Below are 15,990 nucleotides of genomic sequence, written 5' to 3'. Positions count from 1 at the left end.
AAATTTCCCAGAGCCGCAGGTTTAATTTGCGGCCTCCTCCGTCAACGTCCGCTTCCGCTCGTACAGGGTCGTGGACGACAAAAAGCCGCCGGGTATTCTCAGGGCGTTGGGCCTGTTTTCGAAGCCCAGTTCGAAATTTGAAGAGACATGGGGCACTTTGAGATTTGCTCGTTGTAGTCGCTGGCGTTGGGACAGCACCAATGATCACGAATGGTATAAACAGACGGCCATGGCCGCTACAGCGGAGTTGCTCCTCGTTGGGGCGTTTGTCGAGTTTCAACTCGATTTGCACCACTTTTCCATTGGCCGTGATCCACACATGCCGGAACAAAGTTGTTTGCATACAGTACGCTACGTCGGATCTGGTGGGCCACTGCCAAATAAAAAAGCGGGTCACATTCTGGTGGACATCAACACTCCTGCCAAATGCGGACAGAGGCTGGCTAACTTGAGTGAAAAAGGTTCAGAGATTCGGCTCATTGTTTACCCTGCAGCTTTCCACGACTTCGATGTCCCCGCGGCAAAGCCGGGCACGGTCTACTTCGGTCATCGGCTCGAATACAGCGCTTCCGCCACGGCGCAAGCGAACAAGGACGTCGATAGCTTCCTGCGGCAGGAGCTACGAAACTAGCCTGCTGGTCCTCGCTACGGTGACGATGGGTCTATATAAGATGGACGGCCCTGTCTGAACCTGCAAAGTCTTAGAGGCGCGTCGTACATGTGGTCGTAGCGCACATGATCCACAGACCGCTTACGAAGAGACAGAAAATGGTCGCTTACGACGTCGAGCAACTGGAAGGCAAGGTGAGAGGCGCTTTGCTTCAAAGTACCAACTCAGGCATTAACGTGGTCATCGCAATCAGTCCAAGTTCCGTGGTCTGGGGCAACATTGGAGCGGGAGTGGACGGTATATCGTGGCCTGAACGATCATCCTGGTCTTTCAAGCGTAGCCCACTAGACTTCGTTCCGGCCGATATCAACTGGTAGAAAGACTACCGGGATGGCCTTGTTTCCTATCGGTCGTTTTTCGAGAAATGCCTCTCCTACGATGTTGAGCTAAACGAACGAGCCAGAATTCCGGTCGAATCGTCCCCTGCCGACATGATCCTTGTGGCTTGTGGAGACGACGCGCTTTGGCCATCAGGATATTTTGCGAGACAGATACTCCAGTCGAGGCAGGCACATGGAAGACAGGCTACGCTGATCTTCGATAAAGATGCTGGGCATCGCATTCTCCTGCCCGGCGAGACGACACAACGATCAAAACTCCATGCCCATGGCGGAAGCGACGAGGCGGATGCGAAGCTCGGGCAGAACGCATGTCGAGCGATTAGGGAATTGCTGTGAGGGCATCAGCCGGCAATGTACACGTCCTTCAAAAGGACAATGAGTGTTTATCGAACGCGTGGGACTACGGGATTTTCCAGACAGCGCCGTCGGAAAACTCCCGCTACAACCACCCCCAGTCCAAATCCGGAAATCGATCTTGCTAGCAAAAGGTCAGGCAAGGAATACGACACAAGCCAGTAAAAGGCCCCAAATGCCAGGAATAATGTTGCGATAAGACTAGGTTGGCCGTCCGTGACCGCCCGACGAAAAGCCACAAAGTGAAAGCCAGGAATGCATCCCACCAAGCATGGCATGAAGTGACCGAGAATTATTGTTGGCTTGTCCAAAAATGTATCCAGCAGGGAGAAAATGGACGCCAAAAGTCCGGAGCCTATTAATTGCAAAACGGCGGCTCCAATAAGCCGTGTTCCGAAGGAATATTTGGGTTTCGAATTGCGAAAATACCTGACCACGACAACCTCCCTGGAACTGCGTCGCCTCTGATGCGATGCGACCGCCTCAAAATTCGTACAACCTCAACTGAACTTGAGGTCAAGGGAGGAATGACCACCGCGGGCAAGGGTGAGCGATCCCCCGTCGCCCCAACCAAACGGCGTCGGGCGCAGACGATCCAAATGGGCGGCAGAAAAACCGTTGTGTTGAATTCGTAATCGGAGGGAATTGATATGGCGCTTATTGTTTGTCCGGAATGCGAGGGCCGGGTATCTGACAAAGCCTTTGCCTGCCCTGCATGCGGTTATCCAGTGAGCAGTCAGAGTGGAAAAAGCGGGTGGCCTAGTGTTATCGGAGGTATTGCTGGCACTTATATTTCAGCGCAAGCGCTCATCACGATTATCGTCGGGTGCGTTATATTCCTGTCTTTCGCGGCAATCATTATCGTGGCGATCATGAGTTGATCTAACGAAATCTCTGCTGATGGGCTCCTGGTGACGAGTTGACCAGAGAGCAGAGGCCGCGAAGCGCTTTGAGAATGTAACGGATTATGCCGAACTCATCGCCATGGTTCCCCTATATCTCGGCGGCTTCGCAACGCCTCCTCTTGAACCGGAAGCCCAACGAGCGATGGTTTCAGCGTGGAGCCCCCGATCGCGACGCGATCAAGCTTCCGTATCATTCGACGGGCGCTATCGGTCAGGAACTGCCGAGTTTGTTTGTCTCGCCTTTCTAACGTGATATCAGCAAGGGATGTCGTATTCCGATCAACTGGCCAAACCCATCGGTTGTCTTCACAGCACATTCCTGCAGCTACGACTGACGGGTGCTCTGCTATGGCGCTTTTGGCCGCAACTCGCAGCGCTTTGGCTGCTAGGCTTCATAGGAAATCTGCTACTGAATGAGATTGCCGCCCTGATCGGGCGCTGGAATTCACTTGCCGGACTGTCGATGCTTGCGATCGTCGTTCTCGTTAAGCTCATAGTCATCCTTGCCTTGTTCGAGACTGTCAGACCGGGCCTTCCGGCGCTCGATGCCGCATCGCGTGCGGTGACCGGCCAGACTCATGTCGACAACAGGATAGATACGGGGACACGCAATTTTATCGGCGCGCTTGCCCTCAGTCTTGTCCCATTCTTCGCGTTCTACGCTGCGTGGGGTTTTCTCGGCGACACCATTAGGGATTACTCCCGCCTGTCGCTTACCCTGTTCATGGCGGGCGAAAGCGCTGGCCTGCTGAATGTATCGGAGGGGTCATGGCTCATTTTGCCGGTTGCTGCCGCCTGGGCGGTGCGGCGTTTCTCGAAGGCGATGCACAAGCGGTCTCGCTCTTCGATCTGGCCGGTTCTGATCGTGATCTGCGAAGCTAACTGGGCTTTTATCGGTGTTTTCGTGATCTCCGAATGGCAGGATGATATCCGCACATGGTTCAGCCACCTGCCGGAAACGATCGGCGGGCTTCTCAGCTTCCTTGCGCCGATAACCGACGCCACCGCCCAACAGGCCCTTGCCCCTCCGCCGGAATTCGCCCCTCCGCCAATCGGGAAAGTGCTGACCAGCCTGTTTTTCTACGCACTTTATCCGGTGGTTTGGCTAACGATCGCAGCTCTCGTCTATGGCTACGATATCGACAGTAAGCGTGATCGTGGTGGCGACCGAGTTTCTCGCGCTTTATCCCGTTGGGAAGCGTTGCCAAAATCCATCCGCGATTTCGTTTCGCACTTTATCTCTGGCACGCTGAAGCGGTATCGCGCGCTTGCCGAAGGGATCGGTCTTGCGCTGAACTCCGGTATTGCCCCGGTTGTGGTTGCCATTGTCCTCTATCGGCTATTGGACTGGGGAGCGGCCTGGACCTGGTATGAGCTCACGCAGCTCATCGGCCCGCATGAGCTACCGGTTTGGCAGATCATCGCACAAGTCATCTCGCCGTTCATCGGCACGCCGAGCGATCCGGGCGAAGGCCTGCTCATTACGCCGGTCAAGATATGCCTTCTGGCCGCAACGCTCGAAATCGGTTTCAGCCAGGGACGGGAGTGGCGAGGGCGACAACAGAATGAGCACACCGCGTGATGTCAGTTAAGCTTGAGTGGAAAGCCGATCGCTTTCGGTCGCGAGGCTGCGACACTCAGTCTAACAGATAGGGACGGAACTGCGTTCGCGGGAACCACGAACTTCTCCTCGATCAAGGCTGCGTGGTCTTGACGGGGCGGCGTCAGCGAGGTGATCCCACAACCACTGACTGGAGTTACTTTCGGGTCAAGGTCGCGGCTGATGTCGTTCGAAAGGCTGACATCGAGCGGCAGCCAGCGGCGTCCCACGCTGTCCGTCAGACTGACCTCGCATTGTCCCCAGTCCTCTCCGATGTCGCGAGTGGCAGTCGCCTCCATCCGAACAATGACAAGCCGCATCTGGCCGGGAAAACGCACTTGTGTATCCCGGCCATCGCCGATCAGACGAACCTTATCGAGTTGCCATCGGGCGCCGGCGTAATCGAGTTGGTCAGCGCCTTGCGCGATATCGGTCTCTACACGATGCCTGTAATCGGCGGCATTGCGCCACGCATTTATTGCGACCGCAGCCGCGACGAGAACAGGCAGGCTGGCAAGTGACAGCCACCACATTCTTCTTTCGCGGTTAGATACCATCCTTGCCAATCTCCAGTTTTTCGCGCGGAGCAAGCTTAAGGTTGTCGTTCTCGAGCGAGACGCGGACCTGATCCTTCAACTGCGGATCGAACTGCTCGGACAGAAGAAGTTTCATGCCTTGCGTTTCGTCTTCGGGAAGCTCGAACACGAAAACGCCAGTCGTCGGCAGTCCCGGCTGCAACATTTTCGCTGAGAGTAAATCTGGAGCCTCCCCTGCCCTGTGTGACTGGCGATACATGCGGCCCGTCCCGCCGACCAAGGTCGCCGCACGTATCGGCATAGTTCTCTGAAAGGCGTGCAGTTCCGCGCTGACAACGACCCAGATACCTGAGCTTTGCAGATCAGCTGGCCGCCCAAATCGTTGAAAAGCGATCGTCCGGGCTTTTACGACGCCTTTGATCTTCACGCTGAATGTTGTGCTCGAAATTGTCTCGCTCTGGCGGCCGGATTTCACGATCGGCCCGGTCAGCATGGTATAAGGCGGCGTCGTCGCCTGCAAGGCTGCAAGGATCACGGCACTTACAAGTAGCCCCACCCCCAGCACGACTGATCGCATCATGGCAATCCCCCCTGCCCCGCATTCGCGAGAGGCAATCTTATCTCCGCGACGCTCCCCGACGGAAACCAGCCAGGTGCGGCGTATAAATTATCTCGAGGTTTGAAGACGGCGCCTTCGACCCGAAGCTGCAGGGAATAAGGCAGCGTTTGGGAATCGGAAACTTCCCACACTGCTGTTACAGCTTCTGGCATCCGTGGATGCAGATCCCATAGGATAGCCCGATCACGCTTGAGGAAATATTGTGGTCTGGCCGCATCGGAGACGTTGGTAATCTTGATCAGGTCGGCATAGAGGTTAGAGCTTTCCGAAGAGACGTTCTCCAGTATCATATCGAGGGCAATAGCTTTTTTACCTGGTGATATTTTCCCGCCATTTGGCATGACCGTAACAAAGGAGCCAGCGGTGACGGACACCTTCCACCGCCCGGCTCCGATGGGTGTAGAGACCTCCACCTCCGGTACGATTTCAGATTCCCGCTTCTCATAGAGGGAATAGCCGAGCGAGACGGTGGCAGCCAACAAGCCGCCTGCTCCGGCGAGAAGCTTGGCGAGCTGCCCCTTGGGCTTCTGACGTATTATCGGTCGCTTCAAATTATCAATCCCATCATTCGAGCGAGAAAATAGCAAAACAATGCGTCGGGTTCGACCCGCTAGGTGACATTCACCCGAAACATAACCGCGCAGCAGCTGAACCATAAGGATTTAGGGGCGGTCAAACGATCAAGCCTATTTCGCCGCATAGGCTTGTTTGTCTCCAGCGAGACGCTGACAAACCATGGTCGGGCTCATGGGAACAGGACGTCATCCTAGCCGAGGTTGAACGCATAAACCCCGATCTTTCACCCCAGACCACAATCGGATGTCGCGCACATCCTGCGCACATATGTCATCGACCCGCATGAGGCGGTACATGAGAACACCGCTACATGGCGAATTCGACAGCCCGCCGGCTGTGGCAACGGCCCACAGAAGCCACAAGCTCTTGAAAGGATCCGGACCGTCGACACTGCCATTGGAATGGAGCTAACACACTAAAATTACTTATCGACGGGCCGTCAGATCGCCTTACGCCAATAGCTGGTATAGCGCGTGTTGCAGATATCAATCCCGCTTCGGCAACGCTATAGAATAGATGCGTTTCGGTAGACCGAATGGGTCGAATGTGACGCTAACTTTTTTCTCGGGTCTCATTGTTCGCTCTTCAGGCTATCAAATTATCGCATTTTGAAAGCAAAGATGCTTTCTGACGCTGTAAGCCGAAACAGACGCTGATGAAGCACTTAAGGCGGCCGCAATTCCAGCTGCTTGACCAGTGACAAAGGCTGTACCCATGACTCTCAAAGAACCGTAGGCAGCAGCATCTGCGCCAGCGACCCTACCCGCGATGAACAGATTATCCGCGCCGACAGCCTGGATGGCTCCCATTGGTATATCAGCAAAGCCGTCGCCGCCAAGATCGACGAAATGTGCCCGACCGGGTGCTTCGTGAACCTCCATGGGCCATGCAGCGCGCCCGATGCCATCTTCGCGACGGTCACCTCCATGTAAAGCCACACCGGTCAAATCGTTTCGCGAGCGCGGACGGCGTGTCTCGCGAATACCGATCTGCGGCCCCGTGGATGAGATGAACGCGTTTTCAAAGCCCGGCATCTGCCGTAGCAACTGCAGGTTCCGCCAGGCTTCCCGCCGCGCCTGACGCTCCGCCCCGCCCAGACTGGCACCGCTCAAACCATTGGTTTCAAGATCAATCATCATCCACCAATAATCGTTCGACGTCGGCAGCCTCAACATGACGCCACCGTCGGTTCGGTGGATTGGAGCTTCAGAGCTTGCGTTGTGCTCGATAATCAGTTGCGTCATCCGACCACGGTCGAATGTTACCTCCGCTCCTACGCCACCGATACGAACCGGCATTGACGCAGGTTGGACGTGATCACCAGCGCGGCTGTCGGTCGTCATCTCAAGTCCCGCATGCGACGCCACAGCAGCTTCACCGCTGGCATCTACAAATGCGGCTGCAGTGATCCCGTAGCTACCGGCATGGTCAGTCACCGTGATGGCCGCAATTCCACTCGGCTTCGTGGACACCGCAGTGACACGACTGTGCAACAGGATTTCGAGGCCAGTCATGTCGGTCATTTGGTCGAACGCAAACTTGACCGCCTCAGGGTCCAGCATGACAATCCAGTTGCCGCTGCTAGATCGTATCGGAGCGATATTCTGGCCAATCTTCGCAAGCGTAGCCAGCAGTTCGACACCGATTCCTCCTACTGCAAAAACAGGCTCAGGACCTTTCAGGAAGAAGCCGCAGTAGGCTAAAACCAGCGAATTGGCAGCCGCTCCGCCCAGGAAACCGTATCGCTCGATGAGTGCGACTTTCGCACCCATGCGGGTAGCAGCTACAGCCGCGCTCATTCCGGCCGCGCCGCCTCCAACCACCACGACGTCGTATCGTCCACCTCGGTCTTTACACATCAACTGGTACTCCCCTGAATATGCCCATCACTTTTCCAAGCGCAAAAAGTCGTGATTTGGCCATTTCCTCACCCGTCTCAATTTTCAGGCCACGAGCTTTCGCAAGTGTGAGCAGCGGCGTCATTTTCGGGCTTGTCACGACATCAGCCACCAGACCTTCTGGTGGCACCAATGCCAGCGTTGAGTGAGGTACCGGCAGCGGATCGTCATACTGCATACCCGACAAAGACGCGTTGACGACAAGATCGAAGGCGCGCTGGGGTACTGCTCCTGCCGAGATGGAAACGGCTGGGAAAGCGTTGGACAGACGAGCACAGAGACTGGCTGCACGATCCTTGTTGCGATCGGAGATAACCAGATGCGAAACGCCTGCGCCTGCAAGCAAGTAGCCAATTGCACTGCCAGCAGCTCCTGCCCCGACCACCAGAACGACTTTGCCATTGGGAACGAAACCCTGCGGCCTTGAGGCTGTGAGGAAACCCTCGCCGTCCGTCATGTCCGTCACAAAGCTTTCCATTTGGGTGACGCCTCACCACATTCGCAACACCGAGAAACTGCGCTTTTGCACTGAGTTCATCGACCAGCGCGGCGACTGCGGCCTTGTGGGGAATGGTGACGACGAAGCCATCCATATTCTGCCAGCCGCGGACTGTTGTGACGAAATCGGCAACGCGCTCGGGGACGAGATCGATGACCATCATTGCCCTATCCACACCGTCATCGGCATAACAGCGGTTGAAGTTATCTGGGGATTTCACTTGGACAATGGGTGATCCGATAATCGCCACCAGCCGTGTTTCGCTTCCAATCACAAAGCTCCCTCCCAATTTTGGAGCGACGATATGGGACAAATACCTATTGACGCCAATATACCTTTCAACCCATGCTATAAGTTGGATTTATAGGAAGAATGCGAGCACGGATGCCAAATCCGAAACTCAGAGAACGGCAGATCGAGATTTTCCGAACGATCATGGCGACGCATTCGTTGACGGCAGCAGCCCGTCACCTCGGCGTTTCCCAGCCGAGCCTCTCGATTGCCATCAAGCGTCTCGAAGACCAGCTTGGTATAGCGCTGTTTGCGCGCCTTTCCGGCCGACTGGTGCCGACCCAGGAGGCGGAGCTGATCTTTGCCGAGGTCGAGCGCGTCCACCAGCAATCCGAAATGCTGTCTGATGTCATCTACTCGATTGTCCGTGGCGACGCCTCTGTCTTTCGGTTTGGCTCGACGCCAAGTCTTGGCATGCGGTTGGTGCCGAAGGCATTGAAACGCCTGCAACTGGAGGGGGCTGCGGGCACCTACTACAGTGACTCACTATCGCAGCGCGATGTTCGCGACTACCTGCTGTTCGGCCAAGGTGCATGTGTTGCAACGATTGCAGAGGTCAACGATCCGGTAATCGAAACGGCGAAAATAGCCAGCGCCGGTCTCGTCTGTGTCGTCCCCAATGATCACGCTCTTGCTGGCTACAAATCCGTAACGCCGCTGGCGCTTGCCGGTGAACCGCTGATCTCTTTTGAAACCACCACCACACACGGTCTTCTGATTGATGAAACCTTTCGGCGCTGGGGCTTATCGAGGAACACGGCGGTCTATGTGCATTTTGTTGAGGCCGCACTGTCATTTGTCACAGAACGCATTGGCATCACCATACTCGACGCATTTTCCGCTATCGATTGCGAAGCAAACGGGCTCGTGGCAATACCGATCGAAAACAGCGTCAGCGTTTCCGCCTACGTCCATATCTGCCATCTTCGCCCGCGACAGAAAGGCGTAGACAGACTGATCGAGGCGCTGAGGGACATAGCCGCAGTGACCACAAACGCTCAAATGGGACAGCCAATCGATGTATAGACGCGCTAACGAGCTGTTTCCGGGTTTTGAAGAATACCGCATCGAAACGCCCGACATCAATTTCGCCGTTCTGACAGCCGGCAGCGGTTCGGTGATCCTGCTATTGCACGGCTATCCAGAAACCCGCTCGGCATGGCACCGGTTCGCGCCGGTACTTGCTAAGACCTATACCGTCGTTGTTCCAGACCTGCCGGGCTATGGTGAAAGCCGCGTCACCGGCAACTCGCGAGGAATGGGTTCTAAACGTCGCATGGCGAAAAGCCTCAGAGAAATGATGCTGGCGCTAGGACATCGGCGGTATGCTGTCGTTGGTCACGACCGTGGGGGCCGGGTTGCCTATCGCATGGCGCTTGATTTTCCAGAAACGGTCACGGCACTCGTCTCGGTCACCGTCGTGCCCATACCGGAAATGTGGGAAGGTGCCAGCAAAGCCTTCGGCATGGGAGCATGGCACTGGTTCATGATGGCCCAGCCCGCGCCCCTGCCTGAAACACTGATGGCCGCGGATCCGCGTTTTCTCGTCGATCTCACGCTCGGCAAAATGGCTGAGAATATTGAACGGATTAATCCGCTGGCGCTGGAAGACTACAGGCTCGCATTCGACAATCCCGATGTTCGCCACGCCATGTGTGAGGATTATCGGGCTGGTGCCACGACAGACGAAACTGACGATCTTGCGGATCGCATGTCAGACCGCAAAATCGAGGTACCTGTCCTTTTATTCTGGGAGAAGGACAGGCTCTATGGCGGCGGTCGCGAACCACTCGATATATGGGCAGACTGGGCATCCAAGGTCCAAGGAAAGGGCATTGGTGGTGGCCATCTGCTGCCGGAGACCGCCGCCAGCGAAATGCTCGAAGAGCTCTTGCCATTTCTTGAAAAGGCGATCGATGTCCCAGGACAATGATGAAACTTCGATGGCCCAACGGCCTGATGACGGTCTCCTCAGCCTTCGCCAAATGGAAGTCTTCCATGCGGTCATGCAGGCGCGCTCCATCACTGGTGCCTCAAAGGTTCTCAATGTCTCTCAACCAGCGCTAAGCCGTACGATCCGTCGAATCGAAGACCTGCTTGGCATTGCGCTTTTCACACGCGACCGCAACGGTCTTGTCCCTACATCTGAAGCACTTGAGATTTATGCCGAGATCGACCCGCTGATACGGCAACTGACCGGCGTCGGCACTCAGATAGGCCGCATCGCACGCGGTGAAACGGCTGTATTCCGGGTTGGATCGACAGCCAGTGTCGCGCGCGCGCTCGTGCCACAGGCTCTAAGAACATTGTCCGTCGAGGTGCCCGGTATCGAGCTTTTCTTCGACGTACTTCCGGTAGACCAGATCGAGGAATACCTGATTACCGGACGTGGAGAAGCGGTGGTGACGATCGCCTCGCCAGATCATCCGCTCATTGCTGTCGAGCATGTGGGGCGGGTCGATCTGGTCGCGGTCATTCATAAGGATCATAGCCTTGCAATGACGTCTGTCATACGAGCGGCCGATCTTGCGGATATGGATTTCATAGCCTTCGCCCCGGGCGGCGCTCATCAGACAGTTGTCGATCGATTTCTCAGTCGCGAAAAATTGAAGGTCAATACGCGCGCTGTCGCCCGTTTTTCCGACACCGCACTGGCGCTGGCGAATGAAGCAATGGGCATCGTGTTGGTTGACTACGTCACCACGCTCGGACCCGTTGGCAGCAACCTCGTCGTTCGGCCCATCGAAAACGCCCCACAATTCTCGATATCGGTTCTATGGAACCGCCGCCGGTCGCATTCCGCCAATCTGCGTAAACTCACTGAAATTCTCTCTCGCAGATTGGCCGACCTGCCGCCGCTCGCCTGATTGCAAATAACCTTCTGCATGTCTTAAGGGCATGGGAGGCATAATCATTGTTCGTTGTCTTCCTCTTCAGCCGGTGGCAGTAAAAGCGAATGGCGTCTCGGACAGCCATCTTTGGGAGGAGAATCGGAATGAATGTATTTTTGAGCCGCCGTCAGGCACTTATCGGCATGGGCGCACTTGGCAGCGCCGCTGCTTTCGGTCTGCCTGCCCGCGCAGCAACCCGAAATCTTGCAGTGCTGCACCTTGCCAGCCACGCGCCAAGCTTCATTGCTTTTGAGCGCGGCTACTACAAGGACGCCGGTCTCGATATCGAGCTGAAGTTCTTCGAGGCCGCCCAGCCTATGGCCGTGGCAATTGCGTCCGGCGATGCCGACTTCGGCGTGACCTCGATGAGCGGTGGTCTTATCAGCCTCGCACAGAAGGACGCCATTAAGGTTATCGGCGGCGCGCTGACTGAGGAGAAGGGTGTCACCGGCGCGATCATTCTGGCATCCAACAAAGCCTATGAGGCCGGTCTGACCGACCCGTCCAAGCTGTCCGGCAAAAGCTTCGGCATCACGACCGCTGGCTCGTCATTCCACTTTATGGCCCACAAGATTGCCGTTGCTAACAAGATTAAGCTTTCCGATATCCAACTGCGCCCATTGCAGAAGTTGGGCGCCATCGTCGGAGCCCTGACCACAGGTCAGATCGATGCGTGGGCGATCCAGCCGAATGTCGCCAAGAAGATGATCCGCGAGGGTGCCGCCAAGCAGATCGGTCTGGTATCTGATTACGCGCCGGATTATCAGGTCACTACCGCCTTCACCTCGACCAAGAATGCGGCCAGTGAACGCGAGATGACGGCAGCGTTCGTCAAAGCCTATTCGCGCGCTATTGACGATTACAATGCCGCCTTCGCAGACAACAAGGCGGACGATGCCGAACGCGACGCTCTGGCGAAAATCGTCCACAAATATGTCGAAAGCGATAGCCCGTTCGACGCTGCCAAACAAAATCTGATCGACGGCGCCATGCGCATCAATTCGGGATTGGCACTGTCGCTTGGCAGCTGTGTCGAGCAGCTTGAATGGTTCAAGGCAGAAGGCATGGTCAAGGACGCAATTACGAACGAACAGCTGTTCGACACGTCCTTCGTAAAAACCATTTGATCAGCCAGCTATTTTTGCGGAGGCCTCACGGCCTTCGCATGGAGGAACCATGGATCTGAAGCTGAAAAACATCAGCCATTCCTACGGAGCCGTAGAGGTTCTGAAAGATATCTCACTCGATATCCCGCAAGGGCAGATCATCTGTCTGATCGGGCCATCCGGTTGTGGCAAATCGACCTTGCTTCGGTTTCTCGGCGGCCTTGAAAGACCAAGTTCAGGCGAGGTGCTGCAGATCGGGAATCCTCCACCCGGCTCCCTCAATCCCCTCACCTACGTCTTCCAGCATTTCGCCCTGCTGCCCTGGCGCACAGTCGAAGGCAATATTCGCCTTGTGCTCGAAGATCACAATCTCACTCGGCGGGAAATGGACGAGATCGTCACAGACGTTCTTGACCGTACCCGCCTGACGGATTTCCGCATGGCACTTCCCAAGCAACTTTCGGGCGGCATGCGCCAGCGTGTCGCGATCAGCCGGGCACTGGCAGTGCGCCCCGCGCTGATGCTGATGGACGAGCCGCTTTCGGCCCTCGACAGCCAGACGCGCGAACTTTTGATGGATGATCTTGTCGCTCTGTGGACACGGCAGCCTTTCACATCCGTCTACGTCACCCACAATCTCAACGAAGCGGTTCGGCTTGGCCACCGCGTTGTCGTTCTTTCCCGCCGCCCAGGCCTGATTCGCGAAATCGTCGATATCGATATCCCTCTGTCCGAACGCCACCTTGGCGATCCCGTGCTGGAAGACAAGCAGAAGCAGCTTTGGGACCTGATGCGCGAAGAGGCCATGGCTGCCGACAAGGAGTTGGTCAATGTCTAACATCACCACACTTGCAAACCCCGCTGGAGCATCCGGCGACAACAGGACGGAAACGAGAACTGCGCCTGTGCGCCCTGTCGCATTTCGTGGCGGCGGCTTTGCGCCGATCCCAGTGCGCGGCATGGGCATTGCGGTGTTCATCATCCTGATCGCTCTTGCTGAGATTGGAACGCGCAGCGGTTTTATTTCCAACCTGACACTGCCGAGGCCCTCCGCCGTCCTCGATACATTCGTGCAGCTTTGGCAGACTGGATTGCTTTGGAAACACCTCCTGCCATCGCTTCAGCGGCTGTTCATCGGCGCATTCATTGGCATCGCTGTTGGTATATCGGTCGGCGTGATGATCGGCCTTTTCAGCTACGTTCGCGCAGGGCTGGTGCCGCTGGTCGCGGCGCTGTTTCCAATCCCGAAGATTGCGCTTCTGCCGCTATTCGTGATCTGGTTCGGCATCGATGAGACGTCGAAATACGCCCTGATTGCTTTCGGCACATTCACGCCAACCGTGGTCGCGACTTACGGCGCCGTCGACAATGTCGATCGCACCCTGATCCGTATGGGCCAGAGTTTCGGGCTAAGCTGGTGGTCGATCGTTCGCAAGATTGTCCTGCCCGGTGCGTTCCCTGCCATCCTGTCGGGCCTACGGGTGTCGATCTCGATTGCCATTATCCTCCTCGTCGCGGCCGAAATGCTTGGTGCCCAATATGGTGTCGGCTCCTACATTCTCGAGGCAGGCTCGCTCTATGATCTCGAAAAGCTGTTTGCCGGTGTCACGATCCTCTCTGTCATGGGCCTGATCGTGAACTTCGCAATCGGACTGGTCGAGAAGCGCTTTTTAAGCTGGCGCGGCTAATACCTGCACCTTATCAATGGAGATTGAATATGCTGGCATTGCAAAAAGTCCGGCCCGGCAGGGGCGTGCACTTCAATACGATAGCCAAGCCTGAAAACATTGCTGCTGGCGAGGTGTTGATCTGTGTGCATTTCGCTGGCATCTGCGGGACCGACCTGCATATCGCCCACTGGACGCCGGGCTACGAGTCGATGGAAAGTGCCATGCCCGTCACGCTCGGCCACGAATTTTCAGGCACGATAGAACAAGTCGGAAAAAACGTCCCAACTGACGTCATCGGAACCCGTGTCACCGCCCGACCCTCTACAACATGCGGCCATTGCGAGGCCTGCCTGAAAGACGACGAAGATAATTGCACTTCACGCAAGGGCGTTGGCATTGGCCGAAACGGTGCCTTCACTTCCTATGTCTGCGTTCCCTACAGCAATTGTCACACGCTGCCGGACAGTCTCGATATGGATATCGCTGCGCTAACGGAACCGATGACTGTCTGCGCAGAGGCCGTCGCGACGACCGAGGTTGCGGCAGGTCAGACCATACTCGTCATTGGGCCGGGCTTCATCGGCCAGGGTATAGCAATCCTGGCGCGCTCGCGCGGCGCGAAAGTCGTCATCATGGGGCGCGATGATGGGCCACGTCTCAAAAACCTTGCCGCTGCTGGTTTTCAGCATCTGATCGATACGAGCGATGTCGACATGGAAACCGCGCTTTCCAAATTTGCTCCGTTCGATGCGATCATCGAAGCGGCAGGTGTGCCAACGCTGGTCGCCGCTACTTTGCCATTTCTTAAGAAGCGCGGAATTTTCACCGTCGTCGGCATCCATCCCAGACCCGCCGAAATCGATCTTACAACACTTGTGCGCATGCACCAGCAAATACGTGGATCCTATCGAGCCCCCGCAGCCGATTGGGACGCTGTCATCGCCTTTCTTGATGGCCATCAGGATTTGATGCGGCAACTGATTTCCCACACACTGCCACTAACCGACGCTCTTATCGGCTTTCAGGCTGCGCGTGACCATGTCGCCTCCAAAGTGATTTTACGTATGGGAGAAATTTGATGGCCGCAGCCATTCTCGCGCTCTGGAACGACTATCCGGCAGACCTCGCCGAAGAGTACGCATCATGGCACACGTTCGAGCACGTGCCCGAGCGTTTGACCGTACCAGGCATGGAGGCCGCACGCCGTTACGTGTCGGCCAGCCAAGTCGAAACCTATTTCACGCTCTACGATCTTGAGGATATTAGCGTGATTGAACACCCCGCTTATATCGACCTCGTACGCAACCCCACCCCCTGGTCGCTCAAGATGCGTCGAAATTTCTCGAAGGTCCTTAGAATTCCAGGCAAGATCGCGGCAACTGGAGGAAAAGGAATTGGTGGAGCCGCGAACGTTCAGGCTTACTCCGTAAATCGTGGCAAAGCGCAAGCATCGGTGCGCGCACTCGAGACATTGTTGTACCATTTGGTCACGCAGTCCCGCCTAATTAGTTTCAGAGTGGCTCTTGCCGAACCAAACCAGATTTACGAGGTTTTTTCGCAGGACGAGAAGACCGACCCGGACACTGTCAACGTGGTGGTAATCGCTGAAGGCGAATCCGTTCAATCGCTTGTTGCCGTGCAGAACATATTAACCGAGCAGATCCAAACCACGCTCGAACCTCAGAAAATTCTGCGCAACGACCTTTTCACGATGTTAATCAGCTATCGCGGCGATGAGTTTCCAAAAGACCGAACGAAAATCGATACGACCAGAGTTTCAAGACGTGAAACTGATTTTACGGACCCACGACCCATCCGTTCATACATATCGCCTTGAATGGATGTGAACCTACGACCCGTTATTACGAAGTCTCCTTAGTTCGAGATTCGTTTTGCTAACCAAGAGCTTGCTTCATCGCACGACTGATTTGGGACTGGGTGAATAGCCCCGAGTTTCGTAGACACCCCCGGGTTAGATTTTCTGCTGCCTCTCGAACTCGACGGGCGACAGCATTCCGTTTCTGACGTGTTTGC

15 protein-coding genes and 2 pseudogenes are annotated in these 15,990 nt (G+C 56.0%); 11 read left to right on the top strand and 6 right to left on the bottom strand.

Annotation, left to right across the window (positions count from 1 at the left end):
- Window positions 1-70 precede the first annotated feature (70 nt).
- The 3 genes and pseudogenes from ACFVTJ_RS23905 (at window position 71) to ACFVTJ_RS23895 (ending at window position 3,852) form a co-directional block, all read left to right on the top strand.
- Window positions 71-631 carry a hypothetical protein gene (locus tag ACFVTJ_RS23905; protein ID WP_386911048.1) on the top strand — a complete coding sequence of 187 codons (561 nt, stop codon included), beginning with the start codon at window positions 71-73 and terminating at the stop codon, window positions 629-631.
- Between the two features lie 380 nt (window positions 632-1,011).
- Window positions 1,012-1,347 (top strand): annotated as a pseudogene (locus tag ACFVTJ_RS23900) (acyl-CoA thioester hydrolase/BAAT C-terminal domain-containing protein); the annotation flags it as partial.
- A gap of 1,188 nt (window positions 1,348-2,535) precedes the next feature.
- A complete protein-coding gene (locus ACFVTJ_RS23895) occupies window positions 2,536-3,852 on the top strand; it encodes a hypothetical protein (RefSeq protein WP_386911047.1) in 1,317 nt (438 codons plus the stop codon).
- Between the two features lie 2 nt (window positions 3,853-3,854).
- Here the strand turns inward: ACFVTJ_RS23895 and ACFVTJ_RS23890 are convergent, their stop codons facing one another.
- The 6 genes and pseudogenes from ACFVTJ_RS23890 to ACFVTJ_RS23865 form a co-directional block, all read right to left on the bottom strand.
- The gene (locus ACFVTJ_RS23890) at window positions 3,855-4,427 is read right to left on the bottom strand and encodes a hypothetical protein (protein ID WP_386911046.1); all 573 of its coding nucleotides are present in this window, start codon (window positions 4,425-4,427) and stop codon (window positions 3,855-3,857) included.
- Window positions 4,417-4,983 carry a hypothetical protein gene (locus tag ACFVTJ_RS23885; protein ID WP_386911045.1) on the bottom strand — a complete coding sequence of 189 codons (567 nt, stop codon included), beginning with the start codon at window positions 4,981-4,983 and terminating at the stop codon, window positions 4,417-4,419. Before ACFVTJ_RS23885 ends, ACFVTJ_RS23890 begins: the two co-directional genes overlap by 11 nt.
- Window positions 4,983-5,507, bottom strand: a complete 525-nt coding sequence (locus ACFVTJ_RS23880; protein WP_386911044.1) for a hypothetical protein — start codon at window positions 5,505-5,507, stop codon at window positions 4,983-4,985. The genes ACFVTJ_RS23885 and ACFVTJ_RS23880 overlap by 1 nt, the downstream gene beginning before the upstream one ends.
- A 687-nt stretch (window positions 5,508-6,194) precedes the next feature.
- The gene (locus ACFVTJ_RS23875) at window positions 6,195-7,460 is read right to left on the bottom strand and encodes an FAD-dependent oxidoreductase (RefSeq protein WP_386911043.1); all 1,266 of its coding nucleotides are present in this window, start codon (window positions 7,458-7,460) and stop codon (window positions 6,195-6,197) included.
- On the bottom strand, window positions 7,453-7,956 hold the full coding sequence (locus ACFVTJ_RS23870) for a shikimate dehydrogenase family protein (RefSeq protein WP_386911066.1): 504 nt from the start codon (window positions 7,954-7,956) through the stop codon (window positions 7,453-7,455). The genes ACFVTJ_RS23875 and ACFVTJ_RS23870 overlap by 8 nt, the downstream gene beginning before the upstream one ends.
- A gap of 94 nt (window positions 7,957-8,050) precedes the next feature.
- Window positions 8,051-8,218, bottom strand: a pseudogene (locus ACFVTJ_RS23865) (shikimate dehydrogenase); the annotation flags it as partial.
- Window positions 8,219-8,382: 164 nt separating this feature from the next.
- Here ACFVTJ_RS23865 and ACFVTJ_RS23860 point away from each other — a divergent pair.
- The 8 genes from ACFVTJ_RS23860 to ACFVTJ_RS23825 all read left to right on the top strand — a co-directional run bounded on the left by ACFVTJ_RS23860 (window position 8,383) and on the right by ACFVTJ_RS23825 (window position 15,793).
- Window positions 8,383-9,315 (top strand): LysR family transcriptional regulator, encoded by a 933-nt coding sequence (locus ACFVTJ_RS23860; protein ID WP_386911042.1) that lies wholly within the window; start codon window positions 8,383-8,385, stop codon window positions 9,313-9,315.
- Complete coding sequence (locus tag ACFVTJ_RS23855; protein WP_386911041.1) at window positions 9,308-10,222, top strand: alpha/beta fold hydrolase; 915 nt, start codon at window positions 9,308-9,310, stop codon at window positions 10,220-10,222. The genes ACFVTJ_RS23860 and ACFVTJ_RS23855 overlap by 8 nt, the downstream gene beginning before the upstream one ends.
- A gap of 10 nt (window positions 10,223-10,232) precedes the next feature.
- Window positions 10,233-11,156, top strand: coding sequence for a LysR family transcriptional regulator (locus ACFVTJ_RS23850; protein WP_186376859.1), 924 nt, complete (start codon window positions 10,233-10,235; stop codon window positions 11,154-11,156).
- A gap of 128 nt (window positions 11,157-11,284) precedes the next feature.
- Window positions 11,285-12,307: an ABC transporter substrate-binding protein gene (locus ACFVTJ_RS23845; RefSeq protein ID WP_386911040.1), complete on the top strand. Its 1,023-nt coding sequence runs from the start codon at window positions 11,285-11,287 to the stop codon at window positions 12,305-12,307.
- Window positions 12,308-12,356: 49 nt separating this feature from the next.
- On the top strand, window positions 12,357-13,124 hold the full coding sequence (locus ACFVTJ_RS23840; RefSeq protein ID WP_386911039.1) for an ABC transporter ATP-binding protein: 768 nt from the start codon (window positions 12,357-12,359) through the stop codon (window positions 13,122-13,124).
- Window positions 13,125-13,245: 121 nt separating this feature from the next.
- Window positions 13,246-13,974 carry an ABC transporter permease gene (locus tag ACFVTJ_RS23835; protein WP_386911065.1) on the top strand — a complete coding sequence of 243 codons (729 nt, stop codon included), beginning with the start codon at window positions 13,246-13,248 and terminating at the stop codon, window positions 13,972-13,974.
- A gap of 29 nt (window positions 13,975-14,003) precedes the next feature.
- A complete protein-coding gene (locus ACFVTJ_RS23830) occupies window positions 14,004-15,035 on the top strand; it encodes a zinc-binding dehydrogenase (RefSeq protein ID WP_386911038.1) in 1,032 nt (343 codons plus the stop codon).
- Window positions 15,035-15,793: a hypothetical protein gene (locus tag ACFVTJ_RS23825; RefSeq protein WP_386911037.1), complete on the top strand. Its 759-nt coding sequence runs from the start codon at window positions 15,035-15,037 to the stop codon at window positions 15,791-15,793. Before ACFVTJ_RS23830 ends, ACFVTJ_RS23825 begins: the two co-directional genes overlap by 1 nt.
- Window positions 15,794-15,990: the final 197 nt, after the last annotated feature.

Source organism: Agrobacterium sp. NPDC058088 (assembly GCF_042885035.1).
GTDB lineage: Bacteria > Pseudomonadota > Alphaproteobacteria > Rhizobiales > Rhizobiaceae > Agrobacterium.
The sequence above is the reverse complement of the archived record's forward strand: the minus strand, read 5'-3'. Positions and strand labels throughout refer to the sequence as shown.

What these genes read in the sequence shown, in the direction of transcription:
- ACFVTJ_RS23895 (WP_386911047.1), top strand. Translation starts at nt 2,536, where the DNA reads ATGTCGTATTCCGATCAACTGGCCAAACCCATCGGTTGTCTTCACAGC.
- ACFVTJ_RS23890 (WP_386911046.1), bottom strand. Translation starts at nt 4,427, where the DNA reads ATGGTATCTAACCGCGAAAGAAGAATGTGGTGGCTGTCACTTGCCAGC.
- ACFVTJ_RS23885 (WP_386911045.1), bottom strand. Translation starts at nt 4,983, where the DNA reads ATGCGATCAGTCGTGCTGGGGGTGGGGCTACTTGTAAGTGCCGTGATC.
- ACFVTJ_RS23875 (WP_386911043.1), bottom strand. Translation starts at nt 7,460, where the DNA reads ATGTGTAAAGACCGAGGTGGACGATACGACGTCGTGGTGGTTGGAGGC.
- ACFVTJ_RS23870 (WP_386911066.1), bottom strand. Translation starts at nt 7,956, where the DNA reads ATGACGGACGGCGAGGGTTTCCTCACAGCCTCAAGGCCGCAGGGTTTC.
- ACFVTJ_RS23860 (WP_386911042.1), top strand. Translation starts at nt 8,383, where the DNA reads ATGCCAAATCCGAAACTCAGAGAACGGCAGATCGAGATTTTCCGAACG.
- ACFVTJ_RS23855 (WP_386911041.1), top strand. Translation starts at nt 9,308, where the DNA reads ATGTATAGACGCGCTAACGAGCTGTTTCCGGGTTTTGAAGAATACCGC.
- ACFVTJ_RS23850 (WP_186376859.1), top strand. Translation starts at nt 10,233, where the DNA reads ATGGCCCAACGGCCTGATGACGGTCTCCTCAGCCTTCGCCAAATGGAA.
- ACFVTJ_RS23845 (WP_386911040.1), top strand. Translation starts at nt 11,285, where the DNA reads ATGAATGTATTTTTGAGCCGCCGTCAGGCACTTATCGGCATGGGCGCA.
- ACFVTJ_RS23840 (WP_386911039.1), top strand. Translation starts at nt 12,357, where the DNA reads ATGGATCTGAAGCTGAAAAACATCAGCCATTCCTACGGAGCCGTAGAG.
- ACFVTJ_RS23835 (WP_386911065.1), top strand. Translation starts at nt 13,246, where the DNA reads ATGGGCATTGCGGTGTTCATCATCCTGATCGCTCTTGCTGAGATTGGA.
- ACFVTJ_RS23830 (WP_386911038.1), top strand. Translation starts at nt 14,004, where the DNA reads ATGCTGGCATTGCAAAAAGTCCGGCCCGGCAGGGGCGTGCACTTCAAT.
- ACFVTJ_RS23825 (WP_386911037.1), top strand. Translation starts at nt 15,035, where the DNA reads ATGGCCGCAGCCATTCTCGCGCTCTGGAACGACTATCCGGCAGACCTC.